This is a genomic window from Streptomyces tanashiensis, assembly GCF_014648895.1.
Lineage (GTDB): Bacteria > Actinomycetota > Actinomycetes > Streptomycetales > Streptomycetaceae > Streptomyces > Streptomyces tanashiensis.
This window is the reverse complement of the sequence record NZ_BMRZ01000007.1, coordinates 71,125-86,665: the sequence shown is the minus strand read 5'-3', so window position 1 is coordinate 86,665 and position 15,541 is coordinate 71,125. Positions and strand designations below refer to the sequence as shown.

16 protein-coding genes are annotated in these 15,541 nt (G+C 70.1%); 3 read left to right on the top strand and 13 right to left on the bottom strand.

The window, feature by feature from the left end; genetic code table 11:
* Positions 1-35 precede the first annotated feature (35 nt).
* Both IE237_RS21950 and IE237_RS21945 read right to left on the bottom strand, forming a co-directional pair.
* Positions 36-545 (bottom strand): hypothetical protein, encoded by a 510-nt coding sequence (locus tag IE237_RS21950; protein WP_189804003.1) that lies wholly within the window; start codon positions 543-545, stop codon positions 36-38.
* A gap of 5 nt (positions 546-550) precedes the next feature.
* Positions 551-1,945: a molybdopterin-dependent oxidoreductase gene (locus tag IE237_RS21945; RefSeq protein ID WP_189803771.1), complete on the bottom strand. Its 1,395-nt coding sequence runs from the start codon at positions 1,943-1,945 to the stop codon at positions 551-553.
* Between the two features lie 381 nt (positions 1,946-2,326).
* On the opposite strand from IE237_RS21945, the gene IE237_RS21940 reads away from it, so the two are divergent.
* Positions 2,327-2,770: an SRPBCC family protein gene (locus tag IE237_RS21940; RefSeq protein WP_189803770.1), complete on the top strand. Its 444-nt coding sequence runs from the start codon at positions 2,327-2,329 to the stop codon at positions 2,768-2,770.
* A gap of 123 nt (positions 2,771-2,893) precedes the next feature.
* On the opposite strand, the gene IE237_RS21935 is transcribed toward IE237_RS21940, so the two are convergent.
* From IE237_RS21935 to IE237_RS21915, 5 genes are all read right to left on the bottom strand, one after another.
* Positions 2,894-4,303 (bottom strand): vanadium-dependent haloperoxidase, encoded by a 1,410-nt coding sequence (locus tag IE237_RS21935; protein ID WP_189803769.1) that lies wholly within the window; start codon positions 4,301-4,303, stop codon positions 2,894-2,896.
* Positions 4,304-4,640: 337 nt separating this feature from the next.
* Positions 4,641-5,594, bottom strand: a complete 954-nt coding sequence (locus IE237_RS21930; RefSeq protein WP_189803768.1) for a sigma-70 family RNA polymerase sigma factor — start codon at positions 5,592-5,594, stop codon at positions 4,641-4,643.
* Between the two features lie 104 nt (positions 5,595-5,698).
* Positions 5,699-6,766 (bottom strand): ABC transporter permease, encoded by a 1,068-nt coding sequence (locus IE237_RS41725; protein WP_370468240.1) that lies wholly within the window; start codon positions 6,764-6,766, stop codon positions 5,699-5,701.
* Positions 6,767-7,094: 328 nt separating this feature from the next.
* The gene (locus tag IE237_RS21920; RefSeq protein ID WP_189803767.1) at positions 7,095-8,294 is read right to left on the bottom strand and encodes an NAD(P)/FAD-dependent oxidoreductase; all 1,200 of its coding nucleotides are present in this window, start codon (positions 8,292-8,294) and stop codon (positions 7,095-7,097) included.
* 300 nt (positions 8,295-8,594) lie between these two features.
* The gene (locus IE237_RS21915; RefSeq protein WP_189804002.1) at positions 8,595-10,085 is read right to left on the bottom strand and encodes a SulP family inorganic anion transporter; all 1,491 of its coding nucleotides are present in this window, start codon (positions 10,083-10,085) and stop codon (positions 8,595-8,597) included.
* Between the two features lie 427 nt (positions 10,086-10,512).
* On the opposite strand from IE237_RS21915, the gene IE237_RS21910 reads away from it, so the two are divergent.
* Positions 10,513-10,926, top strand: a complete 414-nt coding sequence (locus tag IE237_RS21910) for a MerR family transcriptional regulator (protein WP_189803766.1) — start codon at positions 10,513-10,515, stop codon at positions 10,924-10,926.
* A gap of 23 nt (positions 10,927-10,949) precedes the next feature.
* On the opposite strand, the gene IE237_RS21905 is transcribed toward IE237_RS21910, so the two are convergent.
* The 6 genes from IE237_RS21905 to IE237_RS21880 form a co-directional block, all read right to left on the bottom strand.
* Positions 10,950-11,849, bottom strand: coding sequence for a hypothetical protein (locus tag IE237_RS21905; RefSeq protein ID WP_229842817.1), 900 nt, complete (start codon positions 11,847-11,849; stop codon positions 10,950-10,952).
* 154 nt (positions 11,850-12,003) lie between these two features.
* Positions 12,004-12,234 carry a hypothetical protein gene (locus IE237_RS21900; RefSeq protein WP_189803764.1) on the bottom strand — a complete coding sequence of 77 codons (231 nt, stop codon included), beginning with the start codon at positions 12,232-12,234 and terminating at the stop codon, positions 12,004-12,006.
* Positions 12,231-12,992 carry a hypothetical protein gene (locus IE237_RS21895; RefSeq protein WP_189803763.1) on the bottom strand — a complete coding sequence of 254 codons (762 nt, stop codon included), beginning with the start codon at positions 12,990-12,992 and terminating at the stop codon, positions 12,231-12,233. Before IE237_RS21895 ends, IE237_RS21900 begins: the two co-directional genes overlap by 4 nt.
* Entirely contained in the window at positions 12,989-13,165 is a 177-nt protein-coding gene (locus tag IE237_RS21890) for a hypothetical protein (RefSeq protein ID WP_189803762.1), read from the bottom strand. The genes IE237_RS21895 and IE237_RS21890 overlap by 4 nt, the downstream gene beginning before the upstream one ends.
* A 46-nt stretch (positions 13,166-13,211) precedes the next feature.
* Positions 13,212-13,661, bottom strand: a complete 450-nt coding sequence (locus tag IE237_RS21885; RefSeq protein WP_189803761.1) for a CBS domain-containing protein — start codon at positions 13,659-13,661, stop codon at positions 13,212-13,214.
* On the bottom strand, positions 13,648-14,895 hold the full coding sequence (locus IE237_RS21880; RefSeq protein WP_189803760.1) for a cation:proton antiporter: 1,248 nt from the start codon (positions 14,893-14,895) through the stop codon (positions 13,648-13,650). The genes IE237_RS21885 and IE237_RS21880 overlap by 14 nt, the downstream gene beginning before the upstream one ends.
* A 274-nt stretch (positions 14,896-15,169) precedes the next feature.
* Between IE237_RS21880 and IE237_RS21875 the strand changes: the two genes are divergently transcribed.
* Positions 15,170-15,535, top strand: a complete 366-nt coding sequence (locus IE237_RS21875) for an STAS domain-containing protein (protein WP_189803759.1) — start codon at positions 15,170-15,172, stop codon at positions 15,533-15,535.
* Positions 15,536-15,541 lie beyond the last annotated feature (6 nt).

Here is a 15,541-nt window from a genome sequence, read left to right as displayed (position 1 = left end):
CCGGCACCGCGCGGGTCTGAGGCGCCGGCCCTCCGTCAACGCGCGGCCTCGCGTGCGCGTCGCTCGCGGCGTGCGGCACGTCGTCGAGGCGCCGATTCATGCCATCCCCGGACGAGGAGGGTCGCTGCCGAGGCCACGAAGAGGGCGGCTGTGATCAGCAGCCAGCGTCCCAGGAACCCGTCGGCCGGGAGCCCCGTGTACGCGGTGTAGTGGTCGACCCGGCCCAGGATCAGTGGCCACCAGACCAACAGCAGAAGCCCCGAGACGAAAACCGGAACACGTACGTAGTTGACGCTCGGCCTCGGCGCCCCCTCCCCCACACCTGCCTTCTCTCTGAACAGGCGCTGCGCGGCCCGGTCCGTCACCACGTACAGGGGGAGCAGGACGAGGTCGTGGAGGAGCGCCGCCCCGACGAACCACAGGGCCACGCCCAGGGTGTCTCCCTTGAGCAGTCGCACGCCTGCGTAGGCGGCGAGGGCGAAGGAGGCCAGGACCAGGAGCAGGTGGAGCGGCGAGGCTCCGTAGCGGCGGCGGAAGGCGGTCATGGCGCTCATGCCGGCTCTCCGAAGGTGATCCGGGTGACCCATTTGGTGTTGTGGACGCCGGGCGCGCCCGGGACGATCACACGGGCCGGGTAGCCGTGGTCCTGCGAGAGGACGGCACCGTTGACGCGCACGGCCAGGAGTGAACGGTGGTCGCGTACCTGGTTGTCCCTCAGGACGACGGAGCGGAACGACCCTCCCCTCTGTACCGATTCCACCAGGGCCCGCGGGGTGTCCGTCCCCCGCCCCACCAGGGCGGCCAGGTCGGTGAGCCGAACGCCGCTCCACAGCTGGTCAGGGGTCGACCAGCCCTCCACGCAGGCGATGGGCAGAGCTGCTTCGCGCTGCTCCATGGCCAGAAGCTCGTCTCGGGTCAGCACAACCTGGCCGCCCCCGCTGCATACGGTCAGCCGCCAGGCGGGGCCGATGTCGCTGGGCCTGATCCCCACGGAGGCCGCGGTCTTGTTGATCTGGAAACCGTTCGGCCCTGCACCGGGATCGCGGCCGTGCGGGGCGAGCAGCGCCGTCTGGCGCCACCAGCCGCCCACGCTCTGCCCGGCGGTCACCACGAACAACGCGAGGGACCCCAGTCCGATCATGCCCAGGGCGCCCCGGCGTGAGATGGTCGGGGGCACCGGCCGGGGCGACGCAAGGCCGGCCGCCTCCTCCGTACCGGCTTCCGGCAGCTCGCGTCCGTACCTCAGCGCGCGGAGGGCACGCGGCAGCCGGAAGGCCACGTGCACGACGAAGGCACCGATGAACACCCACGCTCCGTAGAAGTGCAGGACGTAGAAGGAGCCCGGGAAGATGTAGTGCAGCTGCACGTTGAGGATGCCCGTGGCGAACTCGAAGATGGCGCCGCCCACCAGCAGGAGCAGGGACAGGCGCTCGATGCCGTGGCTCACCGACCGTACGGGTGGCCACTGGAACATCTTGGGGATGACCGACCACAACTTCGCCAGCAGGACCGGCACGAGGACGACGCCGAGGACCACGTGCACACCCTGGTTCACCCGGTAGAGCCAGTACGGCGAGGTCGGCCAGGAGAACAGGTAGAAGCCGAGCCACCCCTTGTCCGGCGTCTGGTCGTTGACCGGCGAGAGATCCGGGTTGTACGCGGCATACGACAGCAGGCCCGTCACGAACAGCAGCGTGACACCGACCAGCAGGACCAGCCCTAGCACGGAGGTGAGCCACAGCCCCCGCAGTGGGCTGCGCCAGAACTCCGGCCTCGCCGGCCCCGGCGGGGGCTCTGACACGGCAGTCCGCAGACGCGTCAGCGGAGCCGGCCGCTTCACAGGCTCCGACGGCGCCGAGGATGAGGGCTCCGGCCGAATCCGCTTGCCGTGGCTCGCCTCCACCGGGACACCTCCGCACACTCGCCGATCGTCGAAGACGAACATCCCGCACCGGAAACCGGGCCGGGCCCGTGACACGCCCACTCGAGGCCCCCAGTGCCTCCCTTGGGCGCCATACAACGTCGACGCACGTCACCTGGGCGTCTTCGCCGACTGCAGCGATCAGTCAATGCGGCGATCGAAGCGATGGCCGGCGTGACAGGGACCTGACCGCCCGGCATGCGGTCAGTGCGCGGGCTGCTGCATCCAGGCGTCCGGGCCGGGATCGCCGCCTTCGGCGAGGGCGGCCAGGCGGGTGACGTAGTGCCGCCAGCCCTCCTGGTGCGCCGCGCAGGCTTCGGGGGCTGAACCGCCTCAAGGACTACGCCGAGACCGGCGCGTCGAACCCCTTCTTCACTGTCTGACCTCCCGGCCTGCGAGCCCGCGATGAAAGTCGACGTACTGGCCGAGACCGTGATCGCCGCCCCGTGCGAGCGAGTCGCCGCCTATGCGGCCGACCCGTCGCACGCCCCGCGGTGGTACGCCAACATCACCTCCGTGGAATGGCTGACGCCGCCGCCGATGGCGGCCGGCTCCAAGGTCGCGTTCACCGCCCGCTTCCTCGGCAGGCGCCTGGCCTACACGTACGAGATCACCGTCCACGAGCCCGGACGCCGGCTGGTGATGCGCACGGACGAGGGCCCCTTCCCCATGGAGACCACCTACACCTGGGAGCCGTACGGCGAAATCGGCGAGCACACCCGCATGACGCTGCGCAATCGCGGCGAGCCCAGCGGATTCGCCTCCCTGGGCGCCCCGATGATGGCGGCGGCCATGCGCCGCGCACAGAACAAAGACCTCGCAGCACTCAAGGCGCTACTGGAGCACTGAGCTCGGCAGCGGACTTCGCAGGGCCACGCCCGCTGTCTCGTCCCCCGAGGGCCCAGGGCCAGGGCCGCCCGAGCCCTGCCGGCCCGGTGGCGAAGGACGTACGTCACCGAGCCGGCGTTCCGCTCAGAGCCTGCGGAGCTTCGTGGTGAAGACGTGGTGGGCGACGTTCTCGCCGAGGGTGAGACCGTCCTCGGCGTCCCAGGGGAAGTGGACGCCGAGCCAAACCCTGCTGTTGGCGTCCTCACGCGCCGCCGCGCTGAAGCTGGTGAAGTGGCGGGACCTGACGGGCGAGCGCGGTTCGTCCGTCGTCATGTCGAAGGTGATGCCGTCCGAACCGAAGTACCGCTTCATGATGCCGGCCCACGCCGCACCGAAGGTGGCGTGCCCCGACGCCCATGCAGGGAAGCAGGGATTGACGTTGACCCCGGCGGGATTCTTCAGGAGGGGCTTCCACTCCGGGTCGAGACCGCCCTCACGGATCGCCGAGACGGGGCGCCACAGGTCGATGGGGGTCAGGAACTTCACGTCCCGGACGGCGATTCCGGCATCGGCCATCGCGATCGACACGAGCGCGAACAGGCGGGCGTTCTCATAGGTGTTCAGACCGCGGGCGGCCGCGATCTCCCGCGTGGCCTGGAGCAGCTGACCCGGCGGCTTGTACGTGCCGTCGTTGTCGTTGGCCCAGAACCAGGCGGCGGCCTCCTGGTCGGCGGTGCGGTTGATCACCGGGGTCTTCGCGGTCGGCTTGTCGGCGCCCGCCGAGCGGACTGCTTCCACCTGGGCCTTGTAGGCGTCGCTCGCCAGCAGCTTCTCGTACGTGCCGTACAGGCCGGGCGTCGGCGGCCGGAACTGCGATCCGGAAGTCAGCGCAAACGGCTTCAGCAGGCCCCAGTACGGGGTGACGGCCTGGCTGTGCTGGGAGCAGTTCGGATCCTCCATGTCGGGGTAGCTCGTCGGCCGCCACGCCCCGGGCGCGGAGTCGCCCACGTACACGCGGTCGTCGTCCGAGCCGTCGCCGTTCCGCGCGTCCGTCATCTGCGTCACCATCTTGCTGACGACGGTCGCGTCGAGGAGGTCGAACTCGGTGGGCTCGGTGCCGAACCGCTCCCGGAAGCGGGCGTCGAGGTAGGCCGTCTGGTTCTTCCCGTACAGCCTGAGCAGGATGTTGTAGGCCGTGCGCCCGATGACCCGCTCCTCCTCGTCCGGGCCTTCGATCCAGCCGACGTACTTCTCGGCGTGGATGTACGGCTCCGAGGTGATCTTCCCCTTCCACTTGAGCTGGTAGGAGCTCTCCGCGTCGTAGATCGCGGCGTTCATCATGGCCGCGGCCCGGGACATCGGGCCGGGGCCGCCACCCTCGCGCCGGACCACGTTCAGCAGGACGTCGTTCCAGTAGTGGACGGGGTCCTTGATGGTCTGCGGAGGCAGCGCGGCCTGGGCCGGTTGCGGGGCAACGGTCAGCACCGTGCCGGTCGTCGCCAGGACGGCGGCGACTGCCAGGGCTCTGAGCCGGTGTCGAGAGGTGGGTGCCATCACGATGCTCCTTGTGATCACGTCGGCTGATCACCACACGTCCGGTGGCGGCGAGATCATGGCGCGATCCGTCCACGGGAATGGTCCGTACCGCAGCGGAATGGCCGACCCCGGGCGTGTACATGACCGAAAGGCCGAGTCCCCCGCACACACCCGTCGCCCCGGAGCCGCCGCGGAGGGCCTCCTCCGGGCGCGAGAGCTCAGTGAGGCCCTGCTGGTGGACTATTGGCTCCTCAGGAGAGACACCGGGCCTGGCTGCGCGCAGGCGAGGTGGACACGTCGAGCAAGATCGGTTCATCGCAGCGCGGGAGCTGTGCCTGGCCGCGGTCGGCGTCGGTCACCACTCGGCGATGAGAGGCGTGTCCGGTCCGTGCTGCCGCCAGGCTTCGGTGAGGCGCACGAGGCGGGCGGGGGCCGCGATGCCGCGCACGGTTGCGATCTTGCCGTCTGTGATGTCGAACGTCACGGCACCGACGACCCGGCCGCCGGGCACGAAGAGGATGGCGGGGGCGCCGTTGACGAGCGCGTAGTGGACAGTGGAGACACCGCCGGCGAGACGCTGCTTCGCGGGGGTGGACTTGAAACCGGCCCGCGCGATGGCCGCGATGCGCTGCGGAGTGTCGTAGCGCAACAGCTTCTCGGTCAGGCCGGCGCCGTCGGAGATCGCGATCGCGTCGTCGGTGAGCAGTGCCACCAGCCGTTCGGTGCGGCCCGAGGAGGCGGCGGCGAGGAATTCCTCGACGATCCTGCGGGCGGATGCCAGGTCGGCTTTGCCGCCACCGCGGCGCGCGGCGGTAATGCGGCGCCGGGCCCGGTGGAGGTGCTGCTGGCTCGCGGACTCGGTGATGTCGAGGATCTCGGCGATCTCGGCGTGGCTGTAGGAGAACGCTTCGCGCAGGACGTAGACCGCCCGCTCGACGGGTGACAGACGCTCCATCAGGGTCAGCACGGCCAGGGAGACCGATTCGCGCTGCTCGAAGGTATCGGCCGGGCCGAGCATCGGGTCGCCGTCGAGGAGCGGTTCGGGCAGCCACGCGCCAACTGCGCGTTCACGGCGGACTTGCGCCGAGCGGAGCCGGTCCAGGCACAGGTTGGTGACGACCTTGGTCAGCCATGCCTCCGGGACCTTGATCCGCTGCCGGTCGGCGGCCTGCCAGTGCAAGAACGCATCCTGCACCGCGTCTTCGGCGTCGGCGGCGGAGCCGAGGAGCCGGTACGCCAGCGAGGCCAGCCGGTTCCGGCCGGCCTCGAACCGACTGGTGTCGAAGCGATCAGTGGCGGTGCTGTCCATGCGGACCACCCTAAGGGGTGCTGCGGAAGGTTCAGCTCGGGGCATTTCGCCTGCACGGGTGGGGTGTTGCGCGCTGGGTCGGTGCGGCGACGTCGCGACGGTGATCAACGTAGGTGCCAGCACCGGCTCCTACGAACCGCCGCAAACGGTGCTGGCGGTTGAACCCAGTTCCGTGATGATCGCCCCGCGTCCGGCCGGATCCGCGCGGGCCCTGCAGGCAGTGCGACCGTGTCTTCGACGGTGGCGGTAGGCCGGCGCAGGTTGCCGGCCAGGCACAGCACCGTACCGAGCGTGAGCCAGATCGCCAGGACAGTGGCGGAATGGGTCGCGCCGTGGCCGTCGAAGAAGGCGGTGGAGCGCAGCAACTGGCCACCGGCCCCGGGCGGGAGCAGTTGGCCGAGGGTGCCGGACCAGCCGGGGAGCATCTCGGGTGCGGTCGCGGTGCCCGACAGGGGGTTGCCGATGAGCATCATGACGGCGGCGCCGAGGCCGAAGCCGACGTACCCGAGCAGTGACTCGAAGCCGAGGATGGTCAGGGCGATGGCCGCGATGGTCAGGGCGATGGCGCCGCAGTTGGCCCAGTAGGAGCCGTCGAGTGAGCCGAACCAGAACTGCAGGATCGCCGCCATGGCAAGCCCGCCGGTGACGGCGAAGGCGAGCGCTCCGGTGACACGGCGGACGCCGCCGCGCACGAGCCTGGTCAACAGCAGGGCGGCGAGCAGGCCACCCATGACCAACGGCAGGACCCCGGCGGCCAGTCCGGCGCCGCGCGGGTCGTCGGCCGGCAGCGGAACGAGGTCGCGGGCGGCGACCGCGGCGCCGGTTCCCTGCGCCTGGCCGAGGCCGGTCGCGACCCTGTTCAGGGTCTGGGCGACGGCGGTGCTTCCGGCAGATGCGGTGATGACCTGTGGGGTGCCGGAGCTCAGGTCGATCGCCCCGTACACCTCGCGGTCACGGATCAGCCGCTCGGCGGCGGCGGTGTCGGCGACCTCGGTGACCTCGAAGCCGTCGGGGAGCCGTTGGTCGAGGAGGGGCGTGATCCGCTTGACGGCGGGGGTGGGCCCTGCGACGGCTATCGGCACATCGTGCACCGATGAGCGTACCGACGGCCAGGCGAAAGCGGTGAGCAGCAGGCTGATGCTCACCGTGAGCAAGGCGACTGCCCTGGCCACGGTCGGCCAGGGTGAGGGCGACGCGTGGGTTGCAGGCGCTGCCTGAGTGGACATGCCTTCTCCTTCAGAGGAGGGAGTTCATCGCCGGGTGAGCGGGGTTTCGGACTAGACGCGGCCCGGCGTTTCCGAAGTGCGGACGGGACCAGAAGGCGCTGATGCGGGCCTTCTCGACACGGGCCGCCAGGACGCCGTCGAGTTCGCGGTCCGGCAGGGGATGAGTTCGGGGTTGCCGTTGACCACGGTGGATTCACGTGCGACCACGGCGTCGAGTGGCTGAAGGTCCTGCATGACGACCTCGGTGTATTGCCCAGTGAGGTCGGGGGCGCGGCTACGCGGCCGCCTTCTCGGCGGACACATCCGGCACGGCGGCCAGGTGGTGCTTGCGCTTGGGCAGGCCGAAGGTCGGGTGCGAGGTGGTCCACAGCGACATCCTGACGATGGCTGCCTTGATCCGCGCGGCCTTCCGGCCGCCCATGAACTTCGGCGTCGCCTGCGCTTCGCCGTCCACCATCTGCAGGATCCCGTCCCGCCGCCCGAGGCTGATGTGGTTGCCGTGGTATTCCAGCTTGATGTTCGGAATCTTGCAGCCGGTCAGCCGTCCCACGATCGCGGCCGTGGCCTGCATGCCGGTGTAGCCGGCCGAAGCGCAGGACATCGGCAGGGACCGGCCGCTGTCGCCGATGACGTACACACTGTCGCCGGCAGCGTAGACGTTCGGGTGCGAGACCGACCGCATCGTGCGATCGACGACGATCCGACCGTTCTCGGTGACCTCGAGACCGGCGGCAGTGGCGATGGGGCTGACCGCGAACCCGGCCGTCCACACGGTCGCGTCGGACGCCAGAGCGGCGCCGTCGGCACACAGCACCCGCGTCGCTTCGACGACTTCGACGCTGGTGTGCTCCAGGACGGTGACGCCCAGCCGGTCGCAGACCTGGCGCAGGTGGCCGCGGGCCCCGGCGGAGAGCGCGGCGCCCAGCTCACCGCGGGCGACCAGCGTCACGGACAGGCCGGGGCGGGATTCGGCGATCTCGGTGGCGGTCTCGATTCCGGTCAACCCGTCGCCGACGACCAGCACACGGCCGCCTTCGTCCCCCTTGCACAGGCTGTCCAGGCGCTCACGCAGGCGCAGCGCGGAGGGCCGGGCGGCGACATCGAAGGCGTGCTCGGCCACGCCGGGGACGCCGTGGTCGGCGCCGTGGCTGCCGAGCGCGTAGAGCAGCGTGTCGTAATCGAGCTCGCCGCCGCCGTCGGCGTCGGCCAGGGTGACGACCTGACGCTCGGGGTCGACGGTGGTGACCCGGGCCAGGCGCAGCCGTACCTCCGTGCCCGCGAAGACGTCGGTGAGCTTCGGTGCCTCGATCTCCTGGCCGGCCGCGAGCTGGTGCAGCCGCAGCCGCTGGACGAAGTCCGGCTCGGCGTTGACCACGGTGATCTCGGCGTCCGCCGGGGACAGCCGGCGGGCGAGGGTCCCGGCCGCGTAGGCCCCGGCATAACCGGCGCCAAGGACGACGATGCGGTGCTTCATGTGACGCTCCTGTCGGTTCGCTTGCTCCCTGTCGGTGACTTGAGCGGAACAGCTCCCCGATCCCTGACAGGAACCGCATGTGGCGTGGGTCACAGGGCACAGGAACGCGGCCCCGACGATGCTCGCGCCGCCGCCTCCCTCCACCCGAGCGCGGCCGACTCCGCCCCCCTACACCGCGACCGCCGCCTACCAGATCTTCCTGCCGCCTGCCACGGCGGTTGGACCGGACGCTGCCTGATGACGCCAAGCCATGACCCACACCCGGCCGATCTTCCTCTTCAGGACGACCGACGGCGACGGTCAGTGTCCGGCTGCGAGTTCGCCTGTGAGCTTGCCGTGGAGGTCGGCGCTGGGGGTGTTGAGGCCCGTGATCTCGACGGTCTTGCCGCGCTGGACGTATTTGGCCTCGATCGCGTCGAGGGCGGCGACGGAGGAGGCGTCCCAGATATGAGCTGCGCCGAGGTCGATGATCACCTTGTCCGGGTCGCCGGCGTAATCAAACTGACCGACGAGGTCGTTGGAGGAGGCGAAGAAGAGCTGGCCGGTGACGCGGTAGATGACGGTGGTGCCATCCGGGTCGAGTACGGCGGTGACCTCGGCGAGGTGGGCGACGCGCTTGGCGAAGATGACCACGGCTGTGACGGAGCCCAGGACGACGCCGATGGCGAGGTTGTGGGTGGCGACGACCGCGGCGACGGTGATCACCATGACGGCGATCTCGCCGCCGGGCATCCGCTTGAGGGTCTTCGGGGCGATGGAGTGCCAGTCGAAGGTCGCGAACGACACCATGATCATGACGGCGACCAGGGCGGCCATGGGGATGTCGGAGACGACGGGGCCGAAGACGATGCACAGCACCATCAGGAACGCCCCGGCAAGGAAGGTCGAGACGCGGGTGCGGGCCCCGGAGACCTTCACGTTGATCATCGTCTGGCCGATCATGGCGCAGCCGCCCATGCCGCCGAAGAAGCCGGTGACGATGTTGGCGACGCCCTGGCCGATGGACTCGCGGGTCTTGTTGGAATGGGTGTCGGTGATGTCGTCGACCAGCTTCGCGGTCATCAGCGACTCCATCAGACCGACCAGCGCCATCGCGAACGCGTACGGGGCGATCGTCGTCAGGGTGTCCAGCGTGAACGGCACGTCCGGCAGGCCCGGCACGGGCAGGGAGGACGGCAGTTCGCCCTTGTCGCCGACGGTCGGCACAGCGATGGCCGCACCGACGGTGATCACGGTCAGGATGACGATGGAGACGAGCGGCGCCGGGATCACGGTGGTGATCTTCGGGAAGAAGACCATGAGCGCCAGGCCGGCGGCGATCAGCGGGTACACCGACCAGGGCACGTCGGTCATCTCGGGGACCTGGGCCATAAAGATCAGGATGGCGAGGGAGTTGACGAAGCCGACCATTACCGAGCGCGGGATGAAGCGCATCAGCTTCGCCACCCCGAGCGCGCCCAGCACGACCTGGAAGACGCCGGCCAGAATGACGGCCGCGACCAGGTAGCCGAGGCCGTGCTCGCGGTTGAGCGGGGCGATGACGAGGGCGACTGCGCCCGTGGCGGCGGAGATCATCGCTCGCCGACCGCCGACGATCGAGATCGTCACGGCCATCGTGAAGGAAGCGAACAGGCCGAGCGCGGGATCGACACCGGCGATGATCGAGAACGAGATCGCCTCGGGGATCAGCGCGAGGGCGACGACCAGGCCGGCCAGGACCTCCGTCCGCCAGACCTTCGGATCGGCGATCCAGTCGGGCTTCAGGCCACGCAGGCGCGCGGCCGGGGACACAGCAGTGGCAGAGGAAGACAAGGGAGACGGAACCTGTCGTACTCGGGCACGCCCGTTCGGCAGGCCGGGGCGAGCGGGAGGGCGCGGTGGAGCCGGGTCGGCGCCCCGCGGGCGGCTCCATGAGTGCGGAGCCGGAAGATCGAGTGGTGACGGAGCAGGCCCGGGTGCGGTGGCGCCGGGGCTCACGTCCAGGGGTGAAGCGTCACGGCGGGCAGGCGGCGGCGCCGGGCGGCATGGGCTCGCGCACGCTTCTCTCCTGCAAGAATCGAATCTTCGCCGGGGCACCATCGGCCCCGACACGGCAACGGCAGGGCTGCGGCACGCTGCCCTCACCTTCAGCAACTCTACCCTAACGTTAGAGTAGAGATCGGCGGCGCCCGCTCGGGCCCCGACCGGCAGTCACGAGAAGGGCCAGAGGATCACCGGCGTGGACGGCAAGCACATGCAGATCGGCGAGGTCGCCGCTCGGACCGAGCTGTCCCTGCGTACGATCCGGCACTACGAGGAGGCCGGCCTGGTCGTTCCCTCCGCCCGTTCCCAGGGCGGCTTCCGCCTCTACACCGAGAACGACGTGGCCCGCCTCATGGTCATCCGCCGGATGAAGCCGCTCGGCTTCACCCTGGACCAGATGCGCGACCTACTCGACTCCACCGACCGCCTCGACGCGGACGACGAACTCGGCACCGCCGAGCGCGAAGCCCTCCTGGAACGCGTCCGCGCCTACCAGCAGGCCGCCGCCGAACAGGTCGAGAAGCTCCGCGTCCAGCTGGCCCGCGCCGAAGACTTCGAAGCCACCCTCCGTACCCGGCTGGAGGCACCTTCGGTCACGGCGGGTTCCTGACAGGGCGCGGCTCGCGCTCCCCGTCAGGTGGTGGAGCAGTCGTGGCGCGCTCCGGAGGCTGCGGCGAAGGACGCGAGGAGTTCGTTCAGCGCCTCGCGCTTCGGGCCGTCGAGCGAGGCGGGCTTGCCGTCGGACCCCTTGGGCGGTGTGACTTTGAAGTACGCGGTGCCGAGGCCGCCCGGGCAGGCGCGGGAGCGGGTGACGATGCCGACGACACTGCCGGGGTAGCGGGTGTCGAGGTAGGTCTCCTGCTGGGCGGAGGGGCCGTAGTAGGCGTTGACGCGGACATGGCCGCCTTGCCGCAGCTTCACGTCGCACTCCTCTGTCAGCGCGCGGCCCGCCCGGTACTCGGCGACGGTGGCGGCTCCCAGGACCTGGGCGCTGTTCTGGCTGACGACTCCGCGGCAGGTTTCGCGCGCCTCGGCGACCGGCCGTTTCGCCGCCCCGGCCGTGTCGACCGTGTCAGGGCGCTGCCCCAGGTTCCCTTCGCAGTGGAAGCGTTCGGCGGCGCGGCGGGCGGTCTCGGTGGCCAGGCGGGCGACGTCGAGAACCTGGTCGGTGGTGAGCTCGTCGGCGTCCTTCGTGGCCTCGGTGAGCACGAGCAGTCCCTTGCCTGCCATGGGTGCGCAGTCCACGAGCACGGCGGCCTGGGGTCGGCCGCGGATGACGAACGAGCCGTTCCAGCCGTACCCGAGGGGTGCGGCACCGGCTTCCTCGGCCGCCCCGCTGGTCCGGTGGGCGGCTGCGGGGCGTATCTGCAGCCGGAGGGTGGCGCCGTGCTGGTCCTCCCGTGCCCACACGGAGCAGTATTCGACGTCGTGGCCGACCCACTCCGCCGTATGCCCCCGGGACTCCAGCTCGGCGCCGTCGAAGAAGCCGCTCGCCTCGTCGACGGCCAGCGAGCCGCGGCAGCTTCCGTTCAAGGGGTCCTCAGAACCGCCCTGAAGCACGAGGCTCCAGACCGCGGCGCCCGTGGCGAGCAGGAGAGCCGCCGCAGCTGCCTTTGTCCGTCGGTTCCACTTCACGTCGTCCTCATTCCTGGTGCTCCGTCGTCGGACGGACCGCGATGGCGCGGGTTCACGGCGTGCTCGAGGGGAAGGGCCAGGGGTCCTGTGCGGGCGGCGGACTCCAGGTCGGGGAAGGGGCCGGTGCGAACGGGCCGGCTCGGTTCTCCATGAGGAGGATCATGACGATGGCGAAGACGCTGCTGGCGATGATCAGGAAGAGGCCGACCGGGTTGTTCGGGTTGTAGACGTAGCGGTTGGTGCCCCACCGGCTCTTCTTGAAGACCGGTTCGTCGTCGTTCATCGGATCGGACTCCTTGTCGTGAGGGGGCGTGCGTGGCGGCCCCGTTCGCGGTCGGACTTCCAGCGCAGGTACCGGCGGACGAGCGGGACCATGGCACACCAGGCCAGGATCTCGGCGACCGGCCCGAGCCCGGACAGGGTGGCCAGGACGAGGGCCGGGAGTGCGCAGAGCGCGGAGCCGAAGGCCCACTTCGTCCGGAACACGAGCACGGCCGGGGTGCCGTACGTCGCCCATGTGCGGGCATGGGCGAGCGCGGAGCCTCCGGTGTGCAGGAGGAACACACCGGCGGAGGTCAGGGCGAGGACGAAGGCCGTGATGAACGCCGCCTCGCCCTCTGGGGTGTCCGCCGTCTCCTGGACTGCTCCGTCGCGGGCCACGGCGACGGCGTAGTCACGCCACAGAGTGAGGGTCACCTCGTCGCCCGGGGTGAGGTGTTGGAGGAGAGGGCCCCTGCTACCCATGTCGATCTCCTCGGGCAGCCCCGGGGCTGCCCGCAGGCGGAGGGTGAACTCCTCGTGCTTCGGTTCGTCCCGGATGACGACCCCGGCCACCCGTGCCGTTCTGGCGTGGAGGCAGTTCTCCGTCGGTGCGGGGACGCTGCCCGGGCATGGCCTGGCCTGGAGATAGAGGCGCTCGTCCGCCACGGTCTGGGGCACCGCGGCGATTCCGGCGGCCGAGACCACGAGAACGACGAGGCCCATGAGCGCGGCGGCACCTCCCCATGTCCGGTGCCAGATGATGCGGCTCTGCGGGCTCATGTCCTGGTGGCCCGGCGCTCGGAGAACCAGGCGCAGGCGAAGCTGAATGTGGCACACCAGAAGAGCGGGGCGGCGAAGTCCTTGCTCTCGGCGATGGTGAAGACGGTGCCGAGGGTGGCCTGGAGGAGGCCGAGGAGAACGAAGGTGGTGGCGGCGCGGCGCTGGGAGTTCATGGTTCCCCGGGGAAGGTCGTTGAGGTGGGGGCGGCCGGCGGGCCGGTCAGAGGTAGTGGTGGAGCAGGGTGGCCGCGTCGACGGTGCCGAGCACGTGCGGCTGGTCGTCGTCGTACTCGACGACCAGGACCACAGAGCTGCCGGTGCGCTCCATGAATGCGGCCATGTGGACGGGTGAGGCATCAGGACTCACCACTGGCAGCACGGGTGGGCGCTGGGGCAGGAGATCGGCGAGCCGAAGCGATGAGGCCCGGGCCCGCACGGCGTCGTCGAGCGATGCGCCCGCGGCGGCGGCGAGGAGCGGGTCCTCCACCACGGATTCAGGCAGGGTGGCTGTCAGAACCCGCGCCGCGGGCAGGACCGTCAGGGGATGCCCGTCCTCGCTCACCACGACGATCGCCGGGGCCCGTTCACGGACCAGAAGGGCAGCCGCCTCCCGCAGCGTGGTGTCCGGCCGTAGCGGGGTGCAGGGCCAGGCGAGGTCACGTGCGGACATGCGGGAGAGCCTCGGTCGTCGTCTTGGGGACAGTGCGGGGCGCCTGCTCAGCGCCGGTGTCGACGAGGTCGTCGACGTGGAACAAGCGGGCGATGGGCACGTCGGTGCTGCTGTGGGCAATGATCGAGAAGGCGATGCAGACCGCGATGACCGTGTACGCCTCCTGGCCCTGCGGGATGCCGGCCTGGAGGACCAGCAGGCCGTAGACGACCGAGGCGAATCCCTTCGGCCCGAACCAGGCCGCGACCAGCTTCTCCCGACGGTCGATCCGCGTACCCCACAGCGAGATCAGCAGCGACGCCGGGCGGATGAGCACGATCGCCAGCACCACAGCCGCATACCCGCCGATCGACAGGTCGCCGAACAACTGTGGGGTCAGCAGCGCGCCGAAGACCAGCAGGGCCGCGAACTTGGCCAGTTCGGCCAGCGACTCCCCCAGCGGCTCGAACGCCTTCTGCGACTCCGGCGATACGGCGGCCAGCACCGCGCCCGCGGAGAACGCCGCCAGGTACGGGTTGGCGTGCGTCAGGTGGCAGGCCGCGTACAGGATGATCCCGGTCGCCAGCGGCAGCAGCGGCTGGAGCTTAGGCTCCGCGCCGAGCAGCCGGAACCGTACAAGCCCGTTGACGAGCAGTGGGAGCAGCACGCCGAAGGCCAGGCCCAGGCCCAGCTCCAGCGCGATCTTCCCGAAGGATGCTTCCGCGTGGCCGGCGGTCGAGCCGGCAGCGGCGATGAGGATGAGGACGACGGGCAGGGCGAGACCGTCGTTGATCCCGCTCTCGACGTTCAGCAGCTCGCGCAGCCGGGCGGGGACCTCCTTGCGACCCACGATCGCGGAGGCGAACACCGGGTCGGTCGGCGCGAGGACCGCGCCGACGAGGAACGAGGTCGTCCAGTCCAGTCCGACGAGGTAGTGGGTGACCAGCGCCATGCCGACACACGCGAGCGGCATCCCAAGGCCCAACGCGCGCGCCGGGTTGCGCCAGTTGGCGCGCAGCTTGGCGAAGGAGACGTGCATGCCGTCGGTGAACAGCACCGCGAACAGCGCCAGGTCGGCGGTGACCGACACGATCTCGCTCTCCGGCGAGATGTGGATCAGTCCGAAAAACCCGTCGCTGACCAGCGCCCCGCCGACCAGAAACAGCAGAGAAGTGGACAGAACCGTCCGGGCGGCGAGCCCGGACAGCAGCACCGCGACAAGCAACGCGGCCCCGAAGACAGCGATGAGCACCATGACGGAAGTCCCCCGATCGGCAGAAAAGACACGTGTCCCTTGTTCGCCGACCAGACTTCCCGGCACTCCACAACGGACCTTACACGTTCCTTATGCGACGTTGACAGGTCCTTGACGCGCACCCGATCGCGTTCTTGGTTGCCGACCCCCGGCAACATTCCGAGCCCCAAGGTCCTTTCGGCGCCGAGCGGGCTGATGGGACAGCGCGTACTCTCCGAGCCAGGAGTGCCGGGAAGCCTGGTCGGCAACCGATGCCCCCTGCCCGGAGCCTTCAATGCCACCCTCTCTGCCCCTCGCCGACCGCTTCAGAGACTGTTCGCACGCCCTCCTTCGACGACTCCACCCGCGCCGCAAGCTGATCGTCGCACGTCTGAAAGGCGACCTCGACGCCGCGTCGGTACAACACACCGACCGCGTGCTGCGCACAGCCCTGCGTGATGCGCCGAAGGCACTGGAGATCGACCTCTCCCGCGTCACGCATCTGAGCCCGGAAGGGACGCTGCCCCTCTTCCTCACCGCACACGGGGCTCGTGGGCAGGGCATCACGCTCACCGTCACCCATGCCCCCGACCAGGCGCGCACGGTCATGCGCAGGATGGGCTTGGAGCGTTACCTGTCGGCAGGAGGTTCAGGGCAATAGGCGAAG

Bases quoted from the DNA above. Each gene is read 5' to 3' on its own strand.
- IE237_RS21880 (WP_189803760.1), bottom strand. From the start codon at position 14,895: ATGGTGCTCATCGCTGTCTTCGGGGCCGCGTTGCTTGTCGCGGTGCTG.
- IE237_RS21885 (WP_189803761.1), bottom strand. From the start codon at position 13,661: ATGTCCGCACGTGACCTCGCCTGGCCCTGCACCCCGCTACGGCCGGAC.
- IE237_RS21940 (WP_189803770.1), top strand. From the start codon at position 2,327: ATGAAAGTCGACGTACTGGCCGAGACCGTGATCGCCGCCCCGTGCGAG.
- IE237_RS21875 (WP_189803759.1), top strand. From the start codon at position 15,170: ATGCCACCCTCTCTGCCCCTCGCCGACCGCTTCAGAGACTGTTCGCAC.
- IE237_RS21950 (WP_189804003.1), bottom strand. From the start codon at position 545: ATGACCGCCTTCCGCCGCCGCTACGGAGCCTCGCCGCTCCACCTGCTC.
- IE237_RS21930 (WP_189803768.1), bottom strand. From the start codon at position 5,594: ATGGACAGCACCGCCACTGATCGCTTCGACACCAGTCGGTTCGAGGCC.
- IE237_RS21895 (WP_189803763.1), bottom strand. From the start codon at position 12,992: ATGAGCCCGCAGAGCCGCATCATCTGGCACCGGACATGGGGAGGTGCC.
- IE237_RS21935 (WP_189803769.1), bottom strand. From the start codon at position 4,303: ATGGCACCCACCTCTCGACACCGGCTCAGAGCCCTGGCAGTCGCCGCC.
- IE237_RS21920 (WP_189803767.1), bottom strand. From the start codon at position 8,294: ATGAAGCACCGCATCGTCGTCCTTGGCGCCGGTTATGCCGGGGCCTAC.
- IE237_RS21900 (WP_189803764.1), bottom strand. From the start codon at position 12,234: ATGAACGACGACGAACCGGTCTTCAAGAAGAGCCGGTGGGGCACCAAC.
- IE237_RS21945 (WP_189803771.1), bottom strand. From the start codon at position 1,945: ATGTTCGTCTTCGACGATCGGCGAGTGTGCGGAGGTGTCCCGGTGGAG.
- IE237_RS21890 (WP_189803762.1), bottom strand. From the start codon at position 13,165: ATGAACTCCCAGCGCCGCGCCGCCACCACCTTCGTTCTCCTCGGCCTC.